The 15,064-nt window shown below is 70.0% G+C and carries 17 protein-coding genes; 5 read left to right on the top strand and 12 right to left on the bottom strand.

What is annotated here, in order from left to right:
- Positions 1-13 precede the first annotated feature (13 nt).
- Entirely contained in the window at positions 14-451 is a 438-nt protein-coding gene (locus tag HEB94_RS13430) for a Rossmann-fold NAD(P)-binding domain-containing protein (RefSeq protein ID WP_202896324.1), read from the top strand.
- Between the two features lie 11 nt (positions 452-462).
- On the opposite strand, the gene HEB94_RS13425 is transcribed toward HEB94_RS13430, so the two are convergent.
- Both HEB94_RS13425 and HEB94_RS13420 read right to left on the bottom strand, forming a co-directional pair.
- Complete coding sequence (locus HEB94_RS13425; RefSeq protein ID WP_192750193.1) at positions 463-684, bottom strand: hypothetical protein; 222 nt, start codon at positions 682-684, stop codon at positions 463-465.
- Positions 685-726: 42 nt separating this feature from the next.
- Complete coding sequence (locus tag HEB94_RS13420) at positions 727-2,241, bottom strand: FAD-dependent oxidoreductase (RefSeq protein ID WP_192750192.1); 1,515 nt, start codon at positions 2,239-2,241, stop codon at positions 727-729.
- 199 nt (positions 2,242-2,440) lie between these two features.
- Here HEB94_RS13420 and HEB94_RS13415 point away from each other — a divergent pair, with 199 nt between their 5' ends.
- Positions 2,441-3,574, top strand: coding sequence for a carboxylate-amine ligase (locus tag HEB94_RS13415; protein ID WP_192750191.1), 1,134 nt, complete (start codon positions 2,441-2,443; stop codon positions 3,572-3,574).
- Entirely contained in the window at positions 3,571-4,620 is a 1,050-nt protein-coding gene (locus tag HEB94_RS13410; protein WP_192750190.1) for an iron-containing redox enzyme family protein, read from the top strand. Before HEB94_RS13415 ends, HEB94_RS13410 begins: the two co-directional genes overlap by 4 nt.
- On the opposite strand, the gene HEB94_RS13405 is transcribed toward HEB94_RS13410, so the two are convergent.
- The 4 genes from HEB94_RS13405 to HEB94_RS13390 form a co-directional block, all read right to left on the bottom strand.
- On the bottom strand, positions 4,617-4,832 hold the full coding sequence (locus HEB94_RS13405) for a CDGSH iron-sulfur domain-containing protein (protein WP_337917655.1): 216 nt from the start codon (positions 4,830-4,832) through the stop codon (positions 4,617-4,619). The genes HEB94_RS13410 and HEB94_RS13405 overlap by 4 nt on opposite strands.
- Before the next feature lie 26 nt (positions 4,833-4,858).
- On the bottom strand, positions 4,859-5,515 hold the full coding sequence (locus HEB94_RS13400; protein ID WP_192750188.1) for a HemK2/MTQ2 family protein methyltransferase: 657 nt from the start codon (positions 5,513-5,515) through the stop codon (positions 4,859-4,861).
- Positions 5,516-5,699: 184 nt separating this feature from the next.
- Positions 5,700-6,428, bottom strand: coding sequence for a CDP-alcohol phosphatidyltransferase family protein (locus HEB94_RS13395; RefSeq protein WP_202896323.1), 729 nt, complete (start codon positions 6,426-6,428; stop codon positions 5,700-5,702).
- 53 nt (positions 6,429-6,481) lie between these two features.
- Positions 6,482-6,847: an SDR family oxidoreductase gene (locus tag HEB94_RS13390; RefSeq protein ID WP_337918527.1), complete on the bottom strand. Its 366-nt coding sequence runs from the start codon at positions 6,845-6,847 to the stop codon at positions 6,482-6,484.
- 98 nt (positions 6,848-6,945) lie between these two features.
- Between HEB94_RS13390 and HEB94_RS13385 the strand changes: the two genes are divergently transcribed.
- Positions 6,946-7,527 carry a TetR/AcrR family transcriptional regulator gene (locus tag HEB94_RS13385; protein ID WP_192750187.1) on the top strand — a complete coding sequence of 194 codons (582 nt, stop codon included), beginning with the start codon at positions 6,946-6,948 and terminating at the stop codon, positions 7,525-7,527.
- Between the two features lie 3 nt (positions 7,528-7,530).
- Here HEB94_RS13385 and HEB94_RS13380 read toward each other — a convergent pair whose 3' ends face one another.
- The 6 genes from HEB94_RS13380 to HEB94_RS13355 form a co-directional block, all read right to left on the bottom strand.
- On the bottom strand, positions 7,531-8,397 hold the full coding sequence (locus HEB94_RS13380; RefSeq protein WP_192750186.1) for an SCO6745 family protein: 867 nt from the start codon (positions 8,395-8,397) through the stop codon (positions 7,531-7,533).
- Between the two features lie 233 nt (positions 8,398-8,630).
- On the bottom strand, positions 8,631-11,231 hold the full coding sequence (locus HEB94_RS13375) for an outer membrane protein assembly factor BamB family protein (protein WP_192750185.1): 2,601 nt from the start codon (positions 11,229-11,231) through the stop codon (positions 8,631-8,633).
- Between the two features lie 80 nt (positions 11,232-11,311).
- A complete protein-coding gene (locus tag HEB94_RS53495) occupies positions 11,312-12,394 on the bottom strand; it encodes a HupE/UreJ family protein (protein WP_192750184.1) in 1,083 nt (360 codons plus the stop codon).
- A 123-nt stretch (positions 12,395-12,517) separates the two neighbouring features.
- On the bottom strand, positions 12,518-12,796 hold the full coding sequence (locus tag HEB94_RS13365; protein WP_192750183.1) for a hypothetical protein: 279 nt from the start codon (positions 12,794-12,796) through the stop codon (positions 12,518-12,520).
- A 158-nt stretch (positions 12,797-12,954) separates the two neighbouring features.
- The gene (locus tag HEB94_RS13360) at positions 12,955-13,497 is read right to left on the bottom strand and encodes a mycothiol transferase (protein ID WP_192750182.1); all 543 of its coding nucleotides are present in this window, start codon (positions 13,495-13,497) and stop codon (positions 12,955-12,957) included.
- A gap of 111 nt (positions 13,498-13,608) precedes the next feature.
- Positions 13,609-14,433: an alpha/beta fold hydrolase gene (locus HEB94_RS13355; protein WP_192750181.1), complete on the bottom strand. Its 825-nt coding sequence runs from the start codon at positions 14,431-14,433 to the stop codon at positions 13,609-13,611.
- A 109-nt stretch (positions 14,434-14,542) separates the two neighbouring features.
- On the opposite strand from HEB94_RS13355, the gene HEB94_RS13350 reads away from it, so the two are divergent.
- A complete protein-coding gene (locus HEB94_RS13350; protein WP_192750180.1) occupies positions 14,543-15,010 on the top strand; it encodes a MarR family winged helix-turn-helix transcriptional regulator in 468 nt (155 codons plus the stop codon).
- Positions 15,011-15,064: the final 54 nt, after the last annotated feature.

Genomic DNA, 15,064 nt, shown 5'->3' with positions numbered 1-15,064 from the left:
CCAACTTCCCAAGGTGTACGGCGACATCGGGTGGGCCGCGCCCGACGTACTCGCCCAGCTACGCACTGCCGAGTCGGTCTACTTCGACTCCATCAGCCAGGTGGTGCTGCCCTCGTGGAGCAAGGGCCGGGTCGCGCTGCTCGGCGACGCCGCCTGGTGCGTCACCCTCTTCGCCGGGTACGGCTCCTCCCTCGCCGTCGCCGGGGCCGACCTGCTGGGTGCCGCGCTGGAGCGCCACCCCGACGACATCGGGGTCGCCCTCGCGGAGTGGGAGAAGGAACTGCGTCCCGAGGCGGAGAAGAAGCAGCGGCTCGGCCGCAAGGTCAAGGGACTCTACGCACCGGCCGATCCGTTCCGGCTGTGGCTGCGCGACGTCCCGCTCCGGTTGGCGGCGTTGCCTCCCGTCGGCCGGCTGCTCCAGCGCCGCCTCCAGCTCAGGCGGGCGGCCTGACCGACCGCCGGTCAGCGGCGCCTGGCCGCGCGGCGTTCCCGGGCGAGCGCGAGGACCGCACGGTCCCACTCCTCCGCGCACACGGTCTGCTGGCAGTCATGGGGGCAACTCCAGGTCAGCGGCACGGGCTCGCCCCTGCCGCCCGGAGCGGACTCCACCTGGCCGTACGACGTCGGCTGCTGGGGTTCTCGGCACACCGGACAGACATCGACCGTCGAACCTGGCTCGACCATCCACCCAGGATAGGCCGCGCGGCGCCAGGGTCCTACCGCCGCTCAGTCCTGGTCACGGGCGATGGATCGCGTGGCAGGACTGTTGAGGATGGCGCCCTCGACGTCGAACCGGGAGCCGTGGCAGTTGCAGTCCCAGCTCCGCTCGGCGGAGTTCCAGTGCAGCGGACATCCGAGGTGGGAGCAGGTCGGGGTCACCGTGTGGAGGTCACCCTTCTCGTCGCGGTAGGCGCCCACCGTGTCGCCGTCCAACTCGACGATCCCGCCCTGGCCCGGCTGGAGGTCACCGGCGGCTCGGCGTCTGTGCTTGCCGAGATGTCCGCCGACGAACTCCTTGCCGACCTGGAGGTTGTCCTTGAGGAGGCTGGCCACGGACTTCGCGTCGCCGATCCGGCTCGCCCTGAAGACGTCCAGCCACTCGTTCGGACGGTCGGCGATCAGGTCGGTGAGCATGATCGCCGCGGCGGCCCCGTTGCTCAGGCCCCACTTGTTGAACCCGGTGGCCACCTGAACCTGCTGGTGCCCTGGAGCCCTCCCCACATAGGGGATCTTGTCGGTGGTGACGAAGTCCTGGGCCGACCAGCGGTAGTCGACGGCTTCGACGTCGAACGTCGACCGCGTCCAGTCCTCGAGGTCCTGGTAGAGCGCCATGGTGTCCTCGACAGCACCGGTCTCGTGACCGTTGCCGACCACGATGATTCCGCCGGGGCCGGCGGCGAGCCACGGCCGTGTCGACCGGGTGGGCGAGTCGATCGAGATGGTCATACTCGCGGGTGCGGGGGTCCTCAGTCGCGCGGCGAGGCCGTAGCTGCGGCTCGGCCTGGTCCGGGCGAAGTAACCGCCGATGAGGTTGATGGGCAGCAGGGTCGCGACGACCACCTGGTCGGCGCGGACGGTTCCCGCGCTGGTGGAGACCGCGACCGTGTGGTCCCTGCGTTCCTCGACCGAGGTGGCCCGGGTGTGCTCGAGGATGATGCCACCGATCCTCGTCAGCTCGTGGGCAAGCCCGTCAAGGTAACGCACCGGATCAAGGTGGAACTGGTCGTCGAAGCGGACGGCCGCCGCGACGTCGAAGGGCAGATCCGTGGAGTCGGGCCTGTCGGACACAGTGGCGGCAAGGCCGAGTTGACGGGCTGCGGCCGCCTCCTTCTCCAACTCGCTCCCACGTCGTGGATCGAGGGTGTACGCGTAGGAGGGCGCCGAGGTCAGGTCAGCGTCGATCTGGGCCTCCTCGGCGAGCCTTGCCAGGAGCTCCATGCCGGCGACGTTGGCCGCGGCGTAGTGTGCGGCCGCCTGCTCGCCGTGCCGGGCGACCAGTTCGGCGTAGATCAACGTGTGCTGGGAAGTCACCTTGCCGGTCGTGTAGCCCGTGGTTCCCGACGCGATCCGACCCGCCTCGAGGACCACGGTCCGAAAGCCCTCACGCTGGGCGAGGAGGGCCGTGGTCAGCCCGACCAGGCCACCACCGACAACAGCGAGATCGACGTCCAGATCGACGTCCAGCGCGGCGTAGGAGGGGCGATCCGTTCCAGTCAACCAGACACTGCCATGTGCCGTCATGGTCACTTTTCTCCTACCGAGGCGTGATTGCGTGGACCGACAGCGTGACGCCCCAACCCTCCCAGGTTAGCGTTCGGACCTGACTCACCCGGGCCTCATCGCGAGGTCGGACGCCCGGCGTTTCCCGCGGTACACGGGTTCGGCCTGCGATCCTGGAATGCGGCGGACTGCCGGCGACACGTGCGTGATCGGGACATCCATGGCGACGGGCGAGATCGGCGAGACCTTCGGGATCGAGGAGGAGTTCCTCCTCGTGGATCCCGCGTCGCGGCTGCCGGCGCCCAGGGCACAGGAGGTCCTCACGCGGGCTGCGTCGAGCGACCGGCTGCCGCAGGGAGCCCTTCTGCAGTTGGAGTTGCTTCCGACCCAGCTCGAGGCGGCAAGTGGGGTCTGCAGGTCGCTCACCGAGGCCGCCCACCACATTCGAACGACACGGGCGGTGTTGTGCGACGCGGCGGCACCGGACGGGCTCCGGCTGGTCTCCGTCGGCTACCCGGTTCTCTCCCGGGACGAGCGGTTCGCACCGTCCGCGCCGCGCTTCGCCCGAATCGCCGAACTGTACGGTGAGGTCGCCCGCACCTACCAGTCCTGCGGCTGTCACGTCCACGTGGGAATGCCGGACCGCGAGACAGCGGTCATGGTCATGAACCACCTGCGTCCATGGCTCCCGACCCTGCTGGCGATCTCCGTCAATTCGCCGTTCGACAACGGCAGGGACACTGCCTACCACAGCTGGCGGACCATTCGGCAGGCGCAGTTCCCGGGCGCCGGCATACCGCCCTGCTTCCGGTCGGTGCGCGAGTACGACACGCTGGTCCGGCGACTGGTCGAGTGCGGGCACCTCGTCGACACGAACATGACGTTCTGGCTGGCCCGTCCCTCCGGTCGCTTCGCCACCTTGGAGGTCCGCGCCGCGGACGCCGCCGGGACAGTGGACGACGCCATCCTGCAGGCCGGGCTCACCCGGGCACTCGTGCGTACGATCCACGTGGACATCCTGGCGGGACGACCGGTCCCGGAGTTTCCCGACCAACTGGCGGCCGCCGCTGTCTGGTCCGCGGCGAGGTACGGACTGGAGGGTCCAGGCGTCGATCCCGCCCATGGCGGACTCGTCCCTGCGACCGATCTGCTCCGGCGGCTGCTCCGCTACGTGCGCGACGCACTGGAGGAGGCCGGCGATCTCGGTCTCGTCCACGAACTCGTGGCGCTCCTGCGGCGGCACGGCACCGGCGCGGCGCGGCAGCGCGGGACCGCCACGGCCGGGCCCCAGGCGGTCGTGGACATGTTGGTCGCGCAGACCGCCGCGGGCTGCGCGGTAGGTGACGGCTCATGACCCGCCGCGCGGCCACGTCGTACTCTCCGGCGCTTCCCACACCTCGCGGCCCGTTGTCCGCCGCGGTCATCGAGGCGCTGTCCGGCGACCGCCATCGAGTCCTACCGCCCCGGGCCACCGTGGCCGCCGCGGACGCCTACGGCGAGGACCTGCAACTCGCGCTTTACACCTGCTACGAACTGCACTACCGCGCCTTCGCCGGCACGGACGGACGCTGGGAGTGGGACCCGGAGTTGCTGCGCCTGCGCGGGGATCTGGAGAGTGCCTTCCTCGCGGCGCTCCGCCACGACCTTCCCCACCATTCCGACGTCGCCAGCGCCCTCGAGCCCCTCGTCCACGAACCGGTGGACGGCACCGGTGTCTCCCATTTCCTGGAACGCGGCGGAGAACTGTGGCAGGTGCGCGAGTTCGTGGCGATGCGCTCGCTCTACCACCTGAAGGAGGCCGATCCGCACGCCTGGGTGATTCCTCGCCTGCTGGGGCAGGCGAAGGCCTCCCTCGTCGCGGTCGAGTACGACGAGTTCGGTGCGGGTCGGGCCGCCCGGGCGCACTCCCAGCTCTTCGCCGACCTCATGGCCGGTCTCGGGCTCGACCCGCGATACGGCCGTTACCTCGACGCCGCACCGGCCCACATGCTCGCCACCGTCAACCTGATGTCGCTACTCGGCCTCCACCGCTCCCTGCGGGGCGCGCTAGTCGGCCACTTCGCCGCGGCGGAGATCACCACCGCACCTAGCGCACACCGGATGGTGCAGGCGCTCCGTCGGCTGAAGCTTCCACAGCAGTGCGTGTCGTTCTACACCGAGCACGTCGAGGCCGACGCCGTACACGAACAGGTGATGCGCCACGACGTGATCGGCGATCTGCTCGGACGCGAACCCGACCTGACACCCGACGTGATCTTCGGGATCGACGCGACCTCCTTCCTGGAGGACCGGCTCGCCGACCAGCTGCTCGGCGCCTGGCGTACCGGTACGACGTCGCTGCGACAGCCGATCCAGACTCTGCCGGCCGGACCGGGCGAACCGGCTCAGGACGCGTCCTAGGACTCCCCGCAAGGCGAGCTTGCGCTGGCGTCGCCGCGCCGTGCCGGAGGTCGCCGCCCGCGGTGGCTGGTGTCGCACAGGGGGTAGATCCGACTGCGCCGGCAGGCGCAGATCGCGACCACGAAGCGGTCGGAGTACACCGTGCCTCCGTCGTAGGTCACCTCGACCGGCCCGGCGAGCAGGATCGGACCGCCCGCGACGATCCGCACCACCTGCCCTCCTTCTCGCCCTGCCCGTCTCATGACGCACTCCCCCGGATCACGACCAGCTCCTCCTCACGCTGCCCCGGTCGGATGTAGCCGCGTTCTTCCAACCAGGACGCCCGGCCCAGCATCACCGGGCCGAACGGGACCACGAGCCGGTCCGCGACCCGGGCCCGCACACCGACGTCGCGCAGCCGCAGGATCGTCCGGCCGACGCCGCACAGGGCGGAGTGGACCAGCAGCACCACGCCGTGCGAACTCAACATCCGCGGAAGCAGCGCGCACAGCGGGTCCAGCAGGGCCCGGCCGTCCCACCCCGCGTCCCAGCCGAGGGCGGCCCGGCTCGTCCTCGCCCAGCCGGCCCCCAGGGCAGGGACGTAGGGCGGGTTCGCCAGGACGAGGTCGAAACGCTCGCCGAGCACGGGTGCGCCGAGGTCGCCCCGGCGCACCGTGACGGGAAGGCGGCGAAGTCTCGCGTTGGTCCGCGCCGTCCAGACCGCCCGCCAGGAGATGTCCACCGCCGTGACCTCCTTGGCGCCGGCGCGGGCGGCCGCCACGGCGAGCAGCCCGCTGCCGGTACACAGGTCCAGCACCCGCGCCCCGCTCGGCAGCCGCTCCCTGCCCAGGGCAGCGACCAGCAGCCGCGAGTCGTGCTGCGGGGCGTAGACCCCCGGAAGTCTGAGCATCCACATCGCGGCACCCCGGCTCGTTCCTCGCTGGCGTCACGGAGATGTGTCCGACCTTCCCTGGCTACCACACACACCCGCCTCCACGCCGGGAACCACCCCCATCCCGTCCCGTCGAGCCTTGCTGTCAAGAGCCTTCGGGTTCGGGCGGCGGGGCGAGCCGCCCGACCTCATGTGGTCAGGTCGGACTTCACGCCCATCGTGGGTCTTCGTGGCGCCGCCGCCACTGCCACCACACGTCCCGCCCGAAGGACCAGGTGAGCGACGCCAGCGCCAGTGCGACCACGACGACCGCGACCAGGTGCGGGAGGACGCCGGCGCTGGCGACCACGAGAGTGACCATCTGCACCACGGCGACGACCTTCCGGGAGTACAGCACCGGCAACCGCAGCCGCATCCAGGGCGCCACCCAGGACGCGGCGACGTAGGCGTACCGCATGAGCCCGATCGCCAGCGTCCACAGCCCGAGCGAGGGCGCGACGAACACGCTGAGCACCAGGATGAGGAAGGCGTCGGCCTCCATGTCGAAGCGCGCCCCGACCTCGGAGACCGTGCCGGTCCGTCGGGCGACCTTTCCGTCGACGCCGTCCAGGACGACCGCGACCGCGGCGAGGACGACGAGCACGACGGGCGCGGGATGTCCGAGGCGGTCCGCCACGAGCGCGGTGACACCGCCGATCAGCGTGACCCTGGTCAGGGTGACCAGGTTGGCCGGGCCGAGCGACCTGCTCGGTTGTCGCCGGAAGGCGTAGCCGAGCAGCGCGAACGTGACAACCAGGTCCGCCGCCCCGACCAGCCAGCCGACCGTGCCGAGCCCGACGGTCACCCAGAGCAGGAGCAGCAGGGCGAGCTGAGCGCCCGCTCCCAGCGCCAGCGCAGGGCGGAACGCCCCTGGTCCCTGCCAGACTTCTGTGGCCACCGCGCCAAACTAGCGCCCGGAGCGCCCGACCGGGAGAGTCCGCGAGGTCACTGTCAGGAGACGGTTGCGCCGCCGTCGACGGGCAGGATCGTGCCGGTGACGAAGGTCGCGTGGACCAGGTAACGAATCGCCTGTGCGACGTCGTCGGGGCGCCCGATCCGGTTGGCGGGCAGACCCTGCGCGGCGGCCGCGAACTGCGCCTGCCGCTGGTCCTCGGGCAGGAACGACCACCACGGGGTGTCGATGATGCCGGGCGAGACGGCGTTGACGCGGACCGGCGCCAGCTCGGCGGCGAGTGGCGGCACGATCCGCTCGACGGCTCCGTTCACCGCGGCGAGCGTCACCGTGCCGGGCAGCGCGGCCCGGGCGCTGGCGGCGGAGACGAGCGTGATCGAACCCGTCACCTGGGCGTGCTGGATGGCGAACAGGTAGGCGAGGATCTTCCCCTCAGCGACTCCTTTTCAAGACGTAACGTCTCGATATTAAATCGAGACGCGACGTCTTGTAAAGTGGGCGCATGGCAGGCGACCGACGACCAGGACGACCGGGACGACCACGCAGCGAGGCCGCCCGGAAGGCGATCCACGGCGCGGCCCTGGAGGAGTTGCGGGTGCGCGGCTACGCGGCGCTGACGGTCGAGGGCATCGCCGCCCGCGCCGGCGTGGGCAAGCAGACGATCTACCGCTGGTGGCCGTCCAAGGCCGACGTCGTCCTCGACGCGATGCTCGACCTCGCCGCCGAGCGGATCAGCGCCGACGACGAGGGCTCACTGGAGGTCGACCTCTCGACGTTCCTGCGGGAGACGTTCCGGCAGCACGGCCAACGGCCGATCCTCGTCGGACTGATGGCCGAGGCGGTTCTCGATCCGGTCTTCGCGACGGCGTTCCGGGAGCGTTTCCTCTTCCGCCGCCGAGCCGCGCTGCGCGGCGTCCTGGAACGCGCGGTCACCCGCGGGGAGATCGACCCCGAGGAGGACCTCGAGCTCCTCATCGACGTGATCTACGGCGTGCTGTGGTACCGGCTGCTGGTCGACCACGCGCCGCTCGACGCAAAGGCGGGCGAACAACTCGCCGCGCTGGTGCTGCGGGCGATCCGCTGACCGTCACGACCTCGGCGCGATGCCGAGGGTGCTCTGCCGGGACAGCAGGCCGGTCTTCACGATCGCCTGCGTCATCGGGGCGGTGAGCTCCGCCAGGCGTCCCACGGCACCACCCAGTGCCCGCCATGGTGCGGCGGCCAACTCGTCGGTGAGACGTTCGACCTCCTGACGACCCGCTCGGCCTCGCTCGGTCGCCATGCCGGCGTCGTCCACCCAGCCGCGCTCCGCGAGCCGGTCCTGGGCAGCGCCCCACTCCTGGTCGGTCCAGCCCCGGCTGGCGAACACCTCCACCGGTGCCGCGCCGGTCGCGGCGAACGACACCAGCGACTCGCACGGGTCCAGCCCGGCCGTCAGCAGGGCGGCGACGTGCCCGTCCCCGCGCTGCTCTCGCAGGATGGTCGCGGCCTGCCACAGCCGCAGGTGCGGCTCGTCCGACCAGGGCAGGTCGGCGTTGGCGGCGGCGAGGGGACGGCCCGCCGTACTCGCCGCTTCGGCAGCCGTACGGGCGAGTTCGGCCACCTCGACCACCTCGGGTCGCGACACGCCGTCGCCGAGGATGGCGCGAAGAGTGCGGTCCACCGCCCGCAGCCGGGCGCCGAGCACCTTCTCGGGCTCCGCCACCGACCACACCGACGGGACCTGCGCGGCGACCATCCGCGGGCTGAAGCTGTAGAACGTCGCGGTGACGAGGGTGGCGCCCGCGGCTCCGAGCGGCGCGGAGCGCCAGGCGAAGTAGCTCGGCCACCGGGTGTCGGTGGCGTAGCCGAGCGCCGCCGCCTCCTCGAACGCCTCCGGCGCGTAGTAGAGCACCGCGTGCACCGGCTCCAGCAACCACCACAGCCGGCGGGTCAGGTCGAGGTCATCCGTCATCGTCGCGTCCTCACAAGCGAGCTCCATCTTGTCAGCGGCAAGATTAGGCCTGCCCGTCAATCTAGTCAATGCCAAGATCGCGGGTGGAGAGCGGAACGCGAAGACGACAACGGCGGGCACCCGGAGGACGCCGCGCGGACGCGACGGACTCCAGGTGCCCGCCAGGGAACTACTCCGGGCTCGGGCTACGCCAAGCTCGGGTCACTCCTTCGCTCGGGCTGGTCCGGACTCGGTTACTCCTTCGAGGTAAAGGCGTAGAGGTTGCCGTCCCAGGCGCCGACGAGCAGCGCGTCACCGGAGATCGCCGGACCGGAGGCGACCCAGGTGCCGATCTCGTAGCTCCACTGCTCCGTGCCGGTCGCCCGGTCGAGGGCGTAGACCTTGCCGCCGTTCGAGCCGACGTAGACCGTGTCGCCGCTGACGGCGGGGGCGGAGAGCACGCCGCCCTGGTATCCGCTGCCGGGCAGCAGGACGCTCCAGACGACCGCGCCGGTCTCGACGTTCAGGGCGGTGACCCGCCCGTCCGGGAAGCCCATGTAGAGGGTGTCGCCGACCACCGCGGGCGCCGCCGACGTGGCGTTCCCCGGAATCTGCGACGAACCCGGGCTGCGGTAGTTCCACAGGTCGGCGCCGGTCTGCGCGTCACGCGCGATGACGCGGTTGTTGGAGCCGACGAAGATCCTGCCGCCGGCCACCGTCGGCGACGCGTCCTGCCAACCGCCGAGCACCGCGGAGGAGACCCACCGCTGGGCACCCGTCGCGACGTCGTAGGCGATGATCCGGTCGGCCGTCTCGTTACCGACGTAGACCTTGCCGTTGGCCACCACGGGGGTACCGTCGCTCATCGTCGCACCGGTCATCGGCGATTCCCAGATCGTCTCGCCGGTCTTGGTGTCGAGCGCCATGAGCAGACCACGGCTGCCCTTCCCGATGCGGCTCTGGTAGGGCCAGTAGACCCTGCCGTCGGCCACCGCCGGGGAGTAGTAGGAGTACTTCCGCTGGATCGACGGCGCGGCCGCCTCGTCCGGGGACACCTTCCAGCGCTGCTCACCCGTCTTCGCGTCGAACGCGTGCAGGGTTCCGTTCATCGCGGGCGCGAAGACCAGGCCGTCGGCCACCGCCGGCGTCCCGTGCACGGAGGCCTCGGTGGGAGCCGACCAGATGCGCTTGCCGGTCTTCATGTCGATGGCGTGAACGGCGTTGTTGGTCAGGCCGTTCTCGTCCCGCGTACCGACGTAGGCGACACCGTTCGCGACCACCGGCGAGCCGGTGAGGATCGTGCCCGGCGTGCGGTAGGTCCACGCGAGTTCGAGGTTGGGGGCGAGGACGTCCTTCGCGACACCGCTGTGGGTCTCGTCGCCGTGGAACTGCGGCCAGTCGGCGCCCGCGGTGATGGTCGCGGGCGCACCTTCGCGGAGCTTGAAGGTGCCCGACTTCGTCCAGCGCTTGCCACCGTCGTCGATCGCCTCGACCTCGATGGTGTGCTCACCGACGGAACGGCTGGCCTTCCCCGGGTACGGCGCGTACCACGTGAAGTCGCCGGACTTCTTCATCGGCGCCCACGAACGGGAGCCGTCCAGCCGGTAGCGGACCTGCCGCACCTCGTCGGCGGTGTGGTAGGCGTTCACCTGGATCTCCCTGATCCCCTGGGCCGAGATCTCACTGCCGGGCCCGGGGCTGGTGATCGTGAGCGAACGCTGGACGCCGTACATCCGGAACGGGTTGTCCGACCCCTTGCCCGTCATGTGCACGTACCGGAAACCGCGCGGGCTGTGGTCGATGGTGTAGGAACTGGAGTTCGTCTGGACGTGGCGGGCGCCCTTGACCCAGGAGTTGTCAGCCTGGTTGGAGTGCTCGTGTCCGACGAGGACGAGTTCGGTGCGGTACTTCTCGAAGACGCTGGCGTAGGCGTCGTAGCTCGACGGCGCGCCGAAGGGCACGTTCATCGGCTGGTGCATCAGGACGACGACGCGCTTCTTGCCGGCGTGGCGCTCGAGGTCGTTCCTGGCCCAGGTGAGCTCCTCGTCGAAGGGCGCGCCACCGTTGTTCTCCAGCACGATGAAGTGGCGGTTGCCGTAGTCGAAGGAGTACCACTCAGGGCCCACGTAGCGGCGGTAGTTCTCGATCCGGGCGGCGTAGGTCGTACCCCCACCGGAGAAGTACTCGTGGTTGCCCACGGCCGGCCACACCGGCAGCTTCGAGGCGGCCGTCGCGTTGCGGTAGAAGGTGAACTCCGAGTCTGTCGCGTTGTTGGTGAGGTCACCGCTCACCTGGACGAACGCGAGGTTCTGCGAGGTCGAGTTGATCTCCTCGAGCTGCGCGGCGAGGTTCGGGTTCACGTGGGTGTCGGCGACGTTGGCGAAGGTGAAGTTGTCGCTCTTGGACTTCGGGTCCGGACGCAGCCCGAAGTCGGCCTGCGCCGACGCACCTTCGGCGAGCGTGCCGAGGTCGCGGTAGAACTGCGGCGTCTTGTACTGGTCGGCCGGCACGGCGTAACCGGCCGGCTTGGTGATGAAGACGATGTCGGTGATGCGCCGGTCGACGTCGAGGTCGATGGCGTACCGGCCCGCATCGTCGGTGGTGACGACCGCCACACCGTCGGAGACGGTCACGCCGGAGATACCAGCCTCACCGTCGTCCCTGGTGCCGTTGGCGTTCCTGTCCTCGTAGACGACGCCGCTGACGTCGGCGGCCGCGAGGTCGAGGACGTCGGCGACCACCGGCCTGAGCGGGTCGACGAACACCAGCGCGGCCATCGCGCAGGTGCCCGCCAGGAGCGCACGACGTACCCACGGCGGGGTACGACGCGCGCCGAGATTGTCTGCGGTTCCCATCGAAGTGTGCTCCGTTCAAGGTGAGTGAACTGAGGGCAGCGGGAGGAAAGTCCGACAGCGGAGAGGTCGGCCGCGTTCGCTCAGATCAGCAGACGCTGGAAGAACCAGACGAAGCCGAGGCCGGCTGCGGCGAGGGTCGCCACCAGGTGGATGACGGCAGACCAGGAGGAACGCCGGATGAGCATCAGGATCGGGAAGATCACCGCGATGATGAGCGCCTGGCCGAGTTCGATCCCGACGTTGAAACTCACGAGGGAGCCGATGAGTCGAGGACTCAGCTCGTCGGTGAAGCTCAGCGTGCTGGCGAAACCGAGTCCGTGCAGCAGGCCGAAGCAGAAGACCACGAGAAGGCGACGGCGTGACTCGCCGCCGATGATGTTCTCGACCGCGACGTAGGCGATCGACAGGGCGATCAGCGGTTCGACGATCTGGGACGGCACGGACACCCAGCCGAGTACGCCGAGCACGAGGGTGACGCTGTGGGCCACCGTGAAGGTGGTGGCGACCTTCACGACGCTGCCGAGCCTGCGCGCGCCGAGCAGCAGTACGGCGAGGAAGAGCACGTGGTCGAGCCCGCTCAGGATGTGCTCCACACCCATGGCGACGAAGCGGCCGACGGCGGACAGGATTCCTGTCCTGCCCGCCTCGAACTCGTGGTGCGCGCCGTCGAAGACGTAGGTGCCGCTACGGCCACCGAGTTGGTAGTCGACGATGCTCGTGTGCTCGTCGACGATGGCGTCCCGCTCGCCGAAGACGTCGTAGCGAACGCGGTAGGACCCGTCGGAGGCACCCGGGCAGGTGAAGGTGAGCACCGCTCGCGCGTAGGGGCGGTCCTGCAGCCGCAGGACACCGGTCCGCGTCAGGACGCTCTCACACACGACCCCGTCGATCGAGACGTCGACGCGGTCGGTGAGGTACTTCTCCACCGCCTCGTGGTGTTCGGTGAGCAGGCGGGTCTTCTGGTCGTCGGTCCCGGGCGGAAAGCCGAGTCCGGTGGCAGCTGTCAGCAGGTCGTACTCGAGGTTCATGTCGAACCGGACCGTCGAGCCGTCCTGGCGGATGACCGCGGCGCCTTCGGTCGAGCGCACGTGCGCCGACGCCGTGCCCGGGTACAACAGCACCACCAGAACGGCGAGGAGGATCGTGCGGCCGAAAATCTTCACGGACGTAGCAAAGGATCTTGGTAAAGAATTTGCCTGCACGTGAGGTGAGGATGGCCCGACGAGCCGGTTAACGCGTGGTGCGGCGCCACTCCGTACGGCATGTCGCGGACGGCATCGTCACGGTCACTGGTCCGGACGGGGCCGAAGCCCCTCGATCGTCGCGTCCGCGACGTCCCGGTATGCCGCCCACGTCGCGCTCTCCTGGGCGACCGCCTCCTCCAGCTTCTCCCGCGCCGGAAGTGTGGTCGCGTCGTCGACGACCTGGGTGAGGATCGCGACGGTCTCGGCTCTCAACTCCTCCAGGGCGGCGAACCACGCCTGCTGCTTCTGTAGACCGTCGTCGAGCATCGCCGGGGTGATCTCGTCGCGTTCGGGCTCGTGCTCGTGCTCGTGCTCGGTCATTCGCGTGTCGCTCCTGTGTCGTGCGGTCCGGCGAGTGTCGTCGGCCGCCGGCGCGGCTGCCGGGGTTCGACGAGAGCTGTCCGTGCCCGGCCACGTCTGCCCGGCCACGTCTGCCTGTCGTGATGCCCGGGCAGGCGGGCCGACTCACCGGCGCCGACTCACCGGCGCCGGTGGACCTCACCGAGCACGTCGGTCGTCTCGATCGCGTCCCGCAGGAGGTCCAGGTGCCCGGCGTGGCGTGCCGTCTCCTCGATCATGTGGACGAACACCCAGCGCAGGGTCACCGGGCCGGTCCCGAAGGAGGGGAGGGTCGCGGACGCGTCGAGTGAGTCGAAGAGCCCGGCCGCCGCCCGGCTCCGGTCGCAGGCTCGCTCGTACAGTTCGCACAGGCCCGCCACCGAGTCGTGCGCGCTGGAGTGGAAGGCCCAGTCGCGAACGTCGGACGGTGCCGAGGCGAAGGGTTCCGAGGGCGGCAGCCCGAGCAGCTTCCGCCGAAACCACAGGTCCTCGACACTCGCGAGGTGTTTCACGATGCCGCCCACGGTCAGGTCGGTGGCGGGCAGCGCACGGCAGGATGCCCGCGCCTCGTCGAGATCCTCGATCTTCGCGATGACGACGTGCCGGTAGAAGTCCAGGAACTGCTCCAGCGTCGCTCGTTCGTCGACTCGCGTCTGCGGATAGAAGTCGCGGAGGTCAGTCACGGGGCAAGTGTGGCGTCTCGTCGGCTCGGGATCATAGGGCGTCGGGATCACAGGGCGTCGGGAGCAGCCGGGAGGAAGGACCAAACAGTGTCGGCCGTCGGGACACGTCGGTCAGTCCTGGGTCGCAGCAGCCACCCCACGCGTGAACACGGAGTGGAGGAACGGTCGCACCTGCCCTAGCCAGGTCTTCCGGTCAGGCTCTTCGAGGATGTGCGCGGCACCGGGTAGTTCGACCAACCTGGCCCTCGGGATCCCTGCGGCCAGAGCTCGATGGCTGTCCGGCAACACCAGGCGGTCGCCGGTCGCCGCGAAGACGAGTGTGGGCACGTCGACCCTGGCGAGGTCGTCGCGGACGTCCACCCGGGCCGCCAGGTCGAAGTGGTCGCGGGTGCCGGGTGGCATTCCCTCCTGGGTCTGCGCGACCAGCGCGTCCAGTTTCGCGGGCGGGATCTCGCTCAGCCGCGCGTTGGTCAGGCAGGACAGGGTCGCGAGACGTGCCACGGCCCCGCGCTCACCGGCGAACGTCAGAACCTTGATGAGTTCGGCCGCCAGCAGGAGGACAGGATCGGCCACCGGAAAACCGACGGTGAGCACGAGCGCCTCGACCCGATCAGGGTGCCGGGTCGCGATCCGGATCGCTACGGCGCTGCCGAGGGACTCACCAAGGACGGCGAACGTGTCTTTTCCCGCCGCGACGGCCGACGCCACCAACTGGTCAGCCAGGTCGTCGAGTTGGAGCGGTTCGGCCGCGACCGGTGTACGACCTGACCCGGGATAGTGCGGACCGATCACGGTGTGGTCGTCCGCCAGGTCGTCCAGGACGAGGCCGAAGTTTCCCTGGATTCCCCCGCCCGCCCCGTGGGCGAGCAGCAGGGCCGGACCGCTGCCCCGAACCAGTACGTCCACAGAGCCGAAAGGGAGTGCGTCAGTGGTCATGACGCCACAGTGCACCCTCACACCGGTGACAGAGTCAACTCTCCCGGACGCGCAGGTCCCGACCGGCAGATAGTAGCCATGTACTTAATAGCCATGTACGCTATCTGTCATGAGGTCGACCGCGAGTGACGCACGGATGAGTCCAACGCCCGGCTTCCTGGTGTGGCGGCTGTCCCTGAAGTGGCGGGCCGCCGTCGACCGCGCGGTCGCGCCGCTCGGCCTCACGCACGCGCAGTACTCACTCCTGTCGTCGCTGTACGGCATGCAGCGCTCCGGCATGCGGCCGAGCCAACGCGAGCTCGCCGACCACACCGGACTCGAGGCTCTCTACGTCTCCAAGCTCGCCCGCACCCTGGAGGCCGACGGCCTCATCGAACGCTCCCGGGACCCGGCGGACACCAGGGCCGTCCAGCTCTCGCTCACCGACCGTGGGAGCGAGGTGATCCGCCCCGCGATGGAGACCGTCCAGCACCTCCTCGACCAGCTCCTCGCGCCGCTGGGCGGCCTGGACGGACGGGCCACCGCGCGCTTCGTCCGCGACCTGACGACCCTGCTCGACACACCGCTCGACGCCTGATCCGATCGAGCGACCTCGACCTCGACCTCAACCGATCTCAACGCGGTAAGGACT

Source organism: Actinopolymorpha pittospori (assembly GCF_014873875.1).
Classification (GTDB): Bacteria; Actinomycetota; Actinomycetes; order Propionibacteriales; family Actinopolymorphaceae; genus Actinopolymorpha; species Actinopolymorpha pittospori.
The sequence above is the reverse complement of the archived record's forward strand: the minus strand, read 5'-3'. Positions and strand labels throughout refer to the sequence as shown.

Coding starts and splice junctions, on each gene's coding strand:
- HEB94_RS13425 (WP_192750193.1), bottom strand. CDS start 684: ATGGTCGAGCCAGGTTCGACGGTCGATGTCTGTCCGGTGTGCCGAGAA.
- HEB94_RS13420 (WP_192750192.1), bottom strand. CDS start 2,241: ATGACGGCACATGGCAGTGTCTGGTTGACTGGAACGGATCGCCCCTCC.
- HEB94_RS13415 (WP_192750191.1), top strand. CDS start 2,441: ATGGCGACGGGCGAGATCGGCGAGACCTTCGGGATCGAGGAGGAGTTC.
- HEB94_RS13410 (WP_192750190.1), top strand. CDS start 3,571: ATGACCCGCCGCGCGGCCACGTCGTACTCTCCGGCGCTTCCCACACCT.
- HEB94_RS13400 (WP_192750188.1), bottom strand. CDS start 5,515: ATGTGGATGCTCAGACTTCCGGGGGTCTACGCCCCGCAGCACGACTCG.
- HEB94_RS13385 (WP_192750187.1), top strand. CDS start 6,946: ATGGCAGGCGACCGACGACCAGGACGACCGGGACGACCACGCAGCGAG.
- HEB94_RS13380 (WP_192750186.1), bottom strand. CDS start 8,397: ATGACGGATGACCTCGACCTGACCCGCCGGCTGTGGTGGTTGCTGGAG.
- HEB94_RS13375 (WP_192750185.1), bottom strand. CDS start 11,231: ATGGGAACCGCAGACAATCTCGGCGCGCGTCGTACCCCGCCGTGGGTA.
- HEB94_RS13365 (WP_192750183.1), bottom strand. CDS start 12,796: ATGACCGAGCACGAGCACGAGCACGAGCCCGAACGCGACGAGATCACC.
- HEB94_RS13355 (WP_192750181.1), bottom strand. CDS start 14,433: ATGACCACTGACGCACTCCCTTTCGGCTCTGTGGACGTACTGGTTCGG.
- HEB94_RS13350 (WP_192750180.1), top strand. CDS start 14,543: ATGAGGTCGACCGCGAGTGACGCACGGATGAGTCCAACGCCCGGCTTC.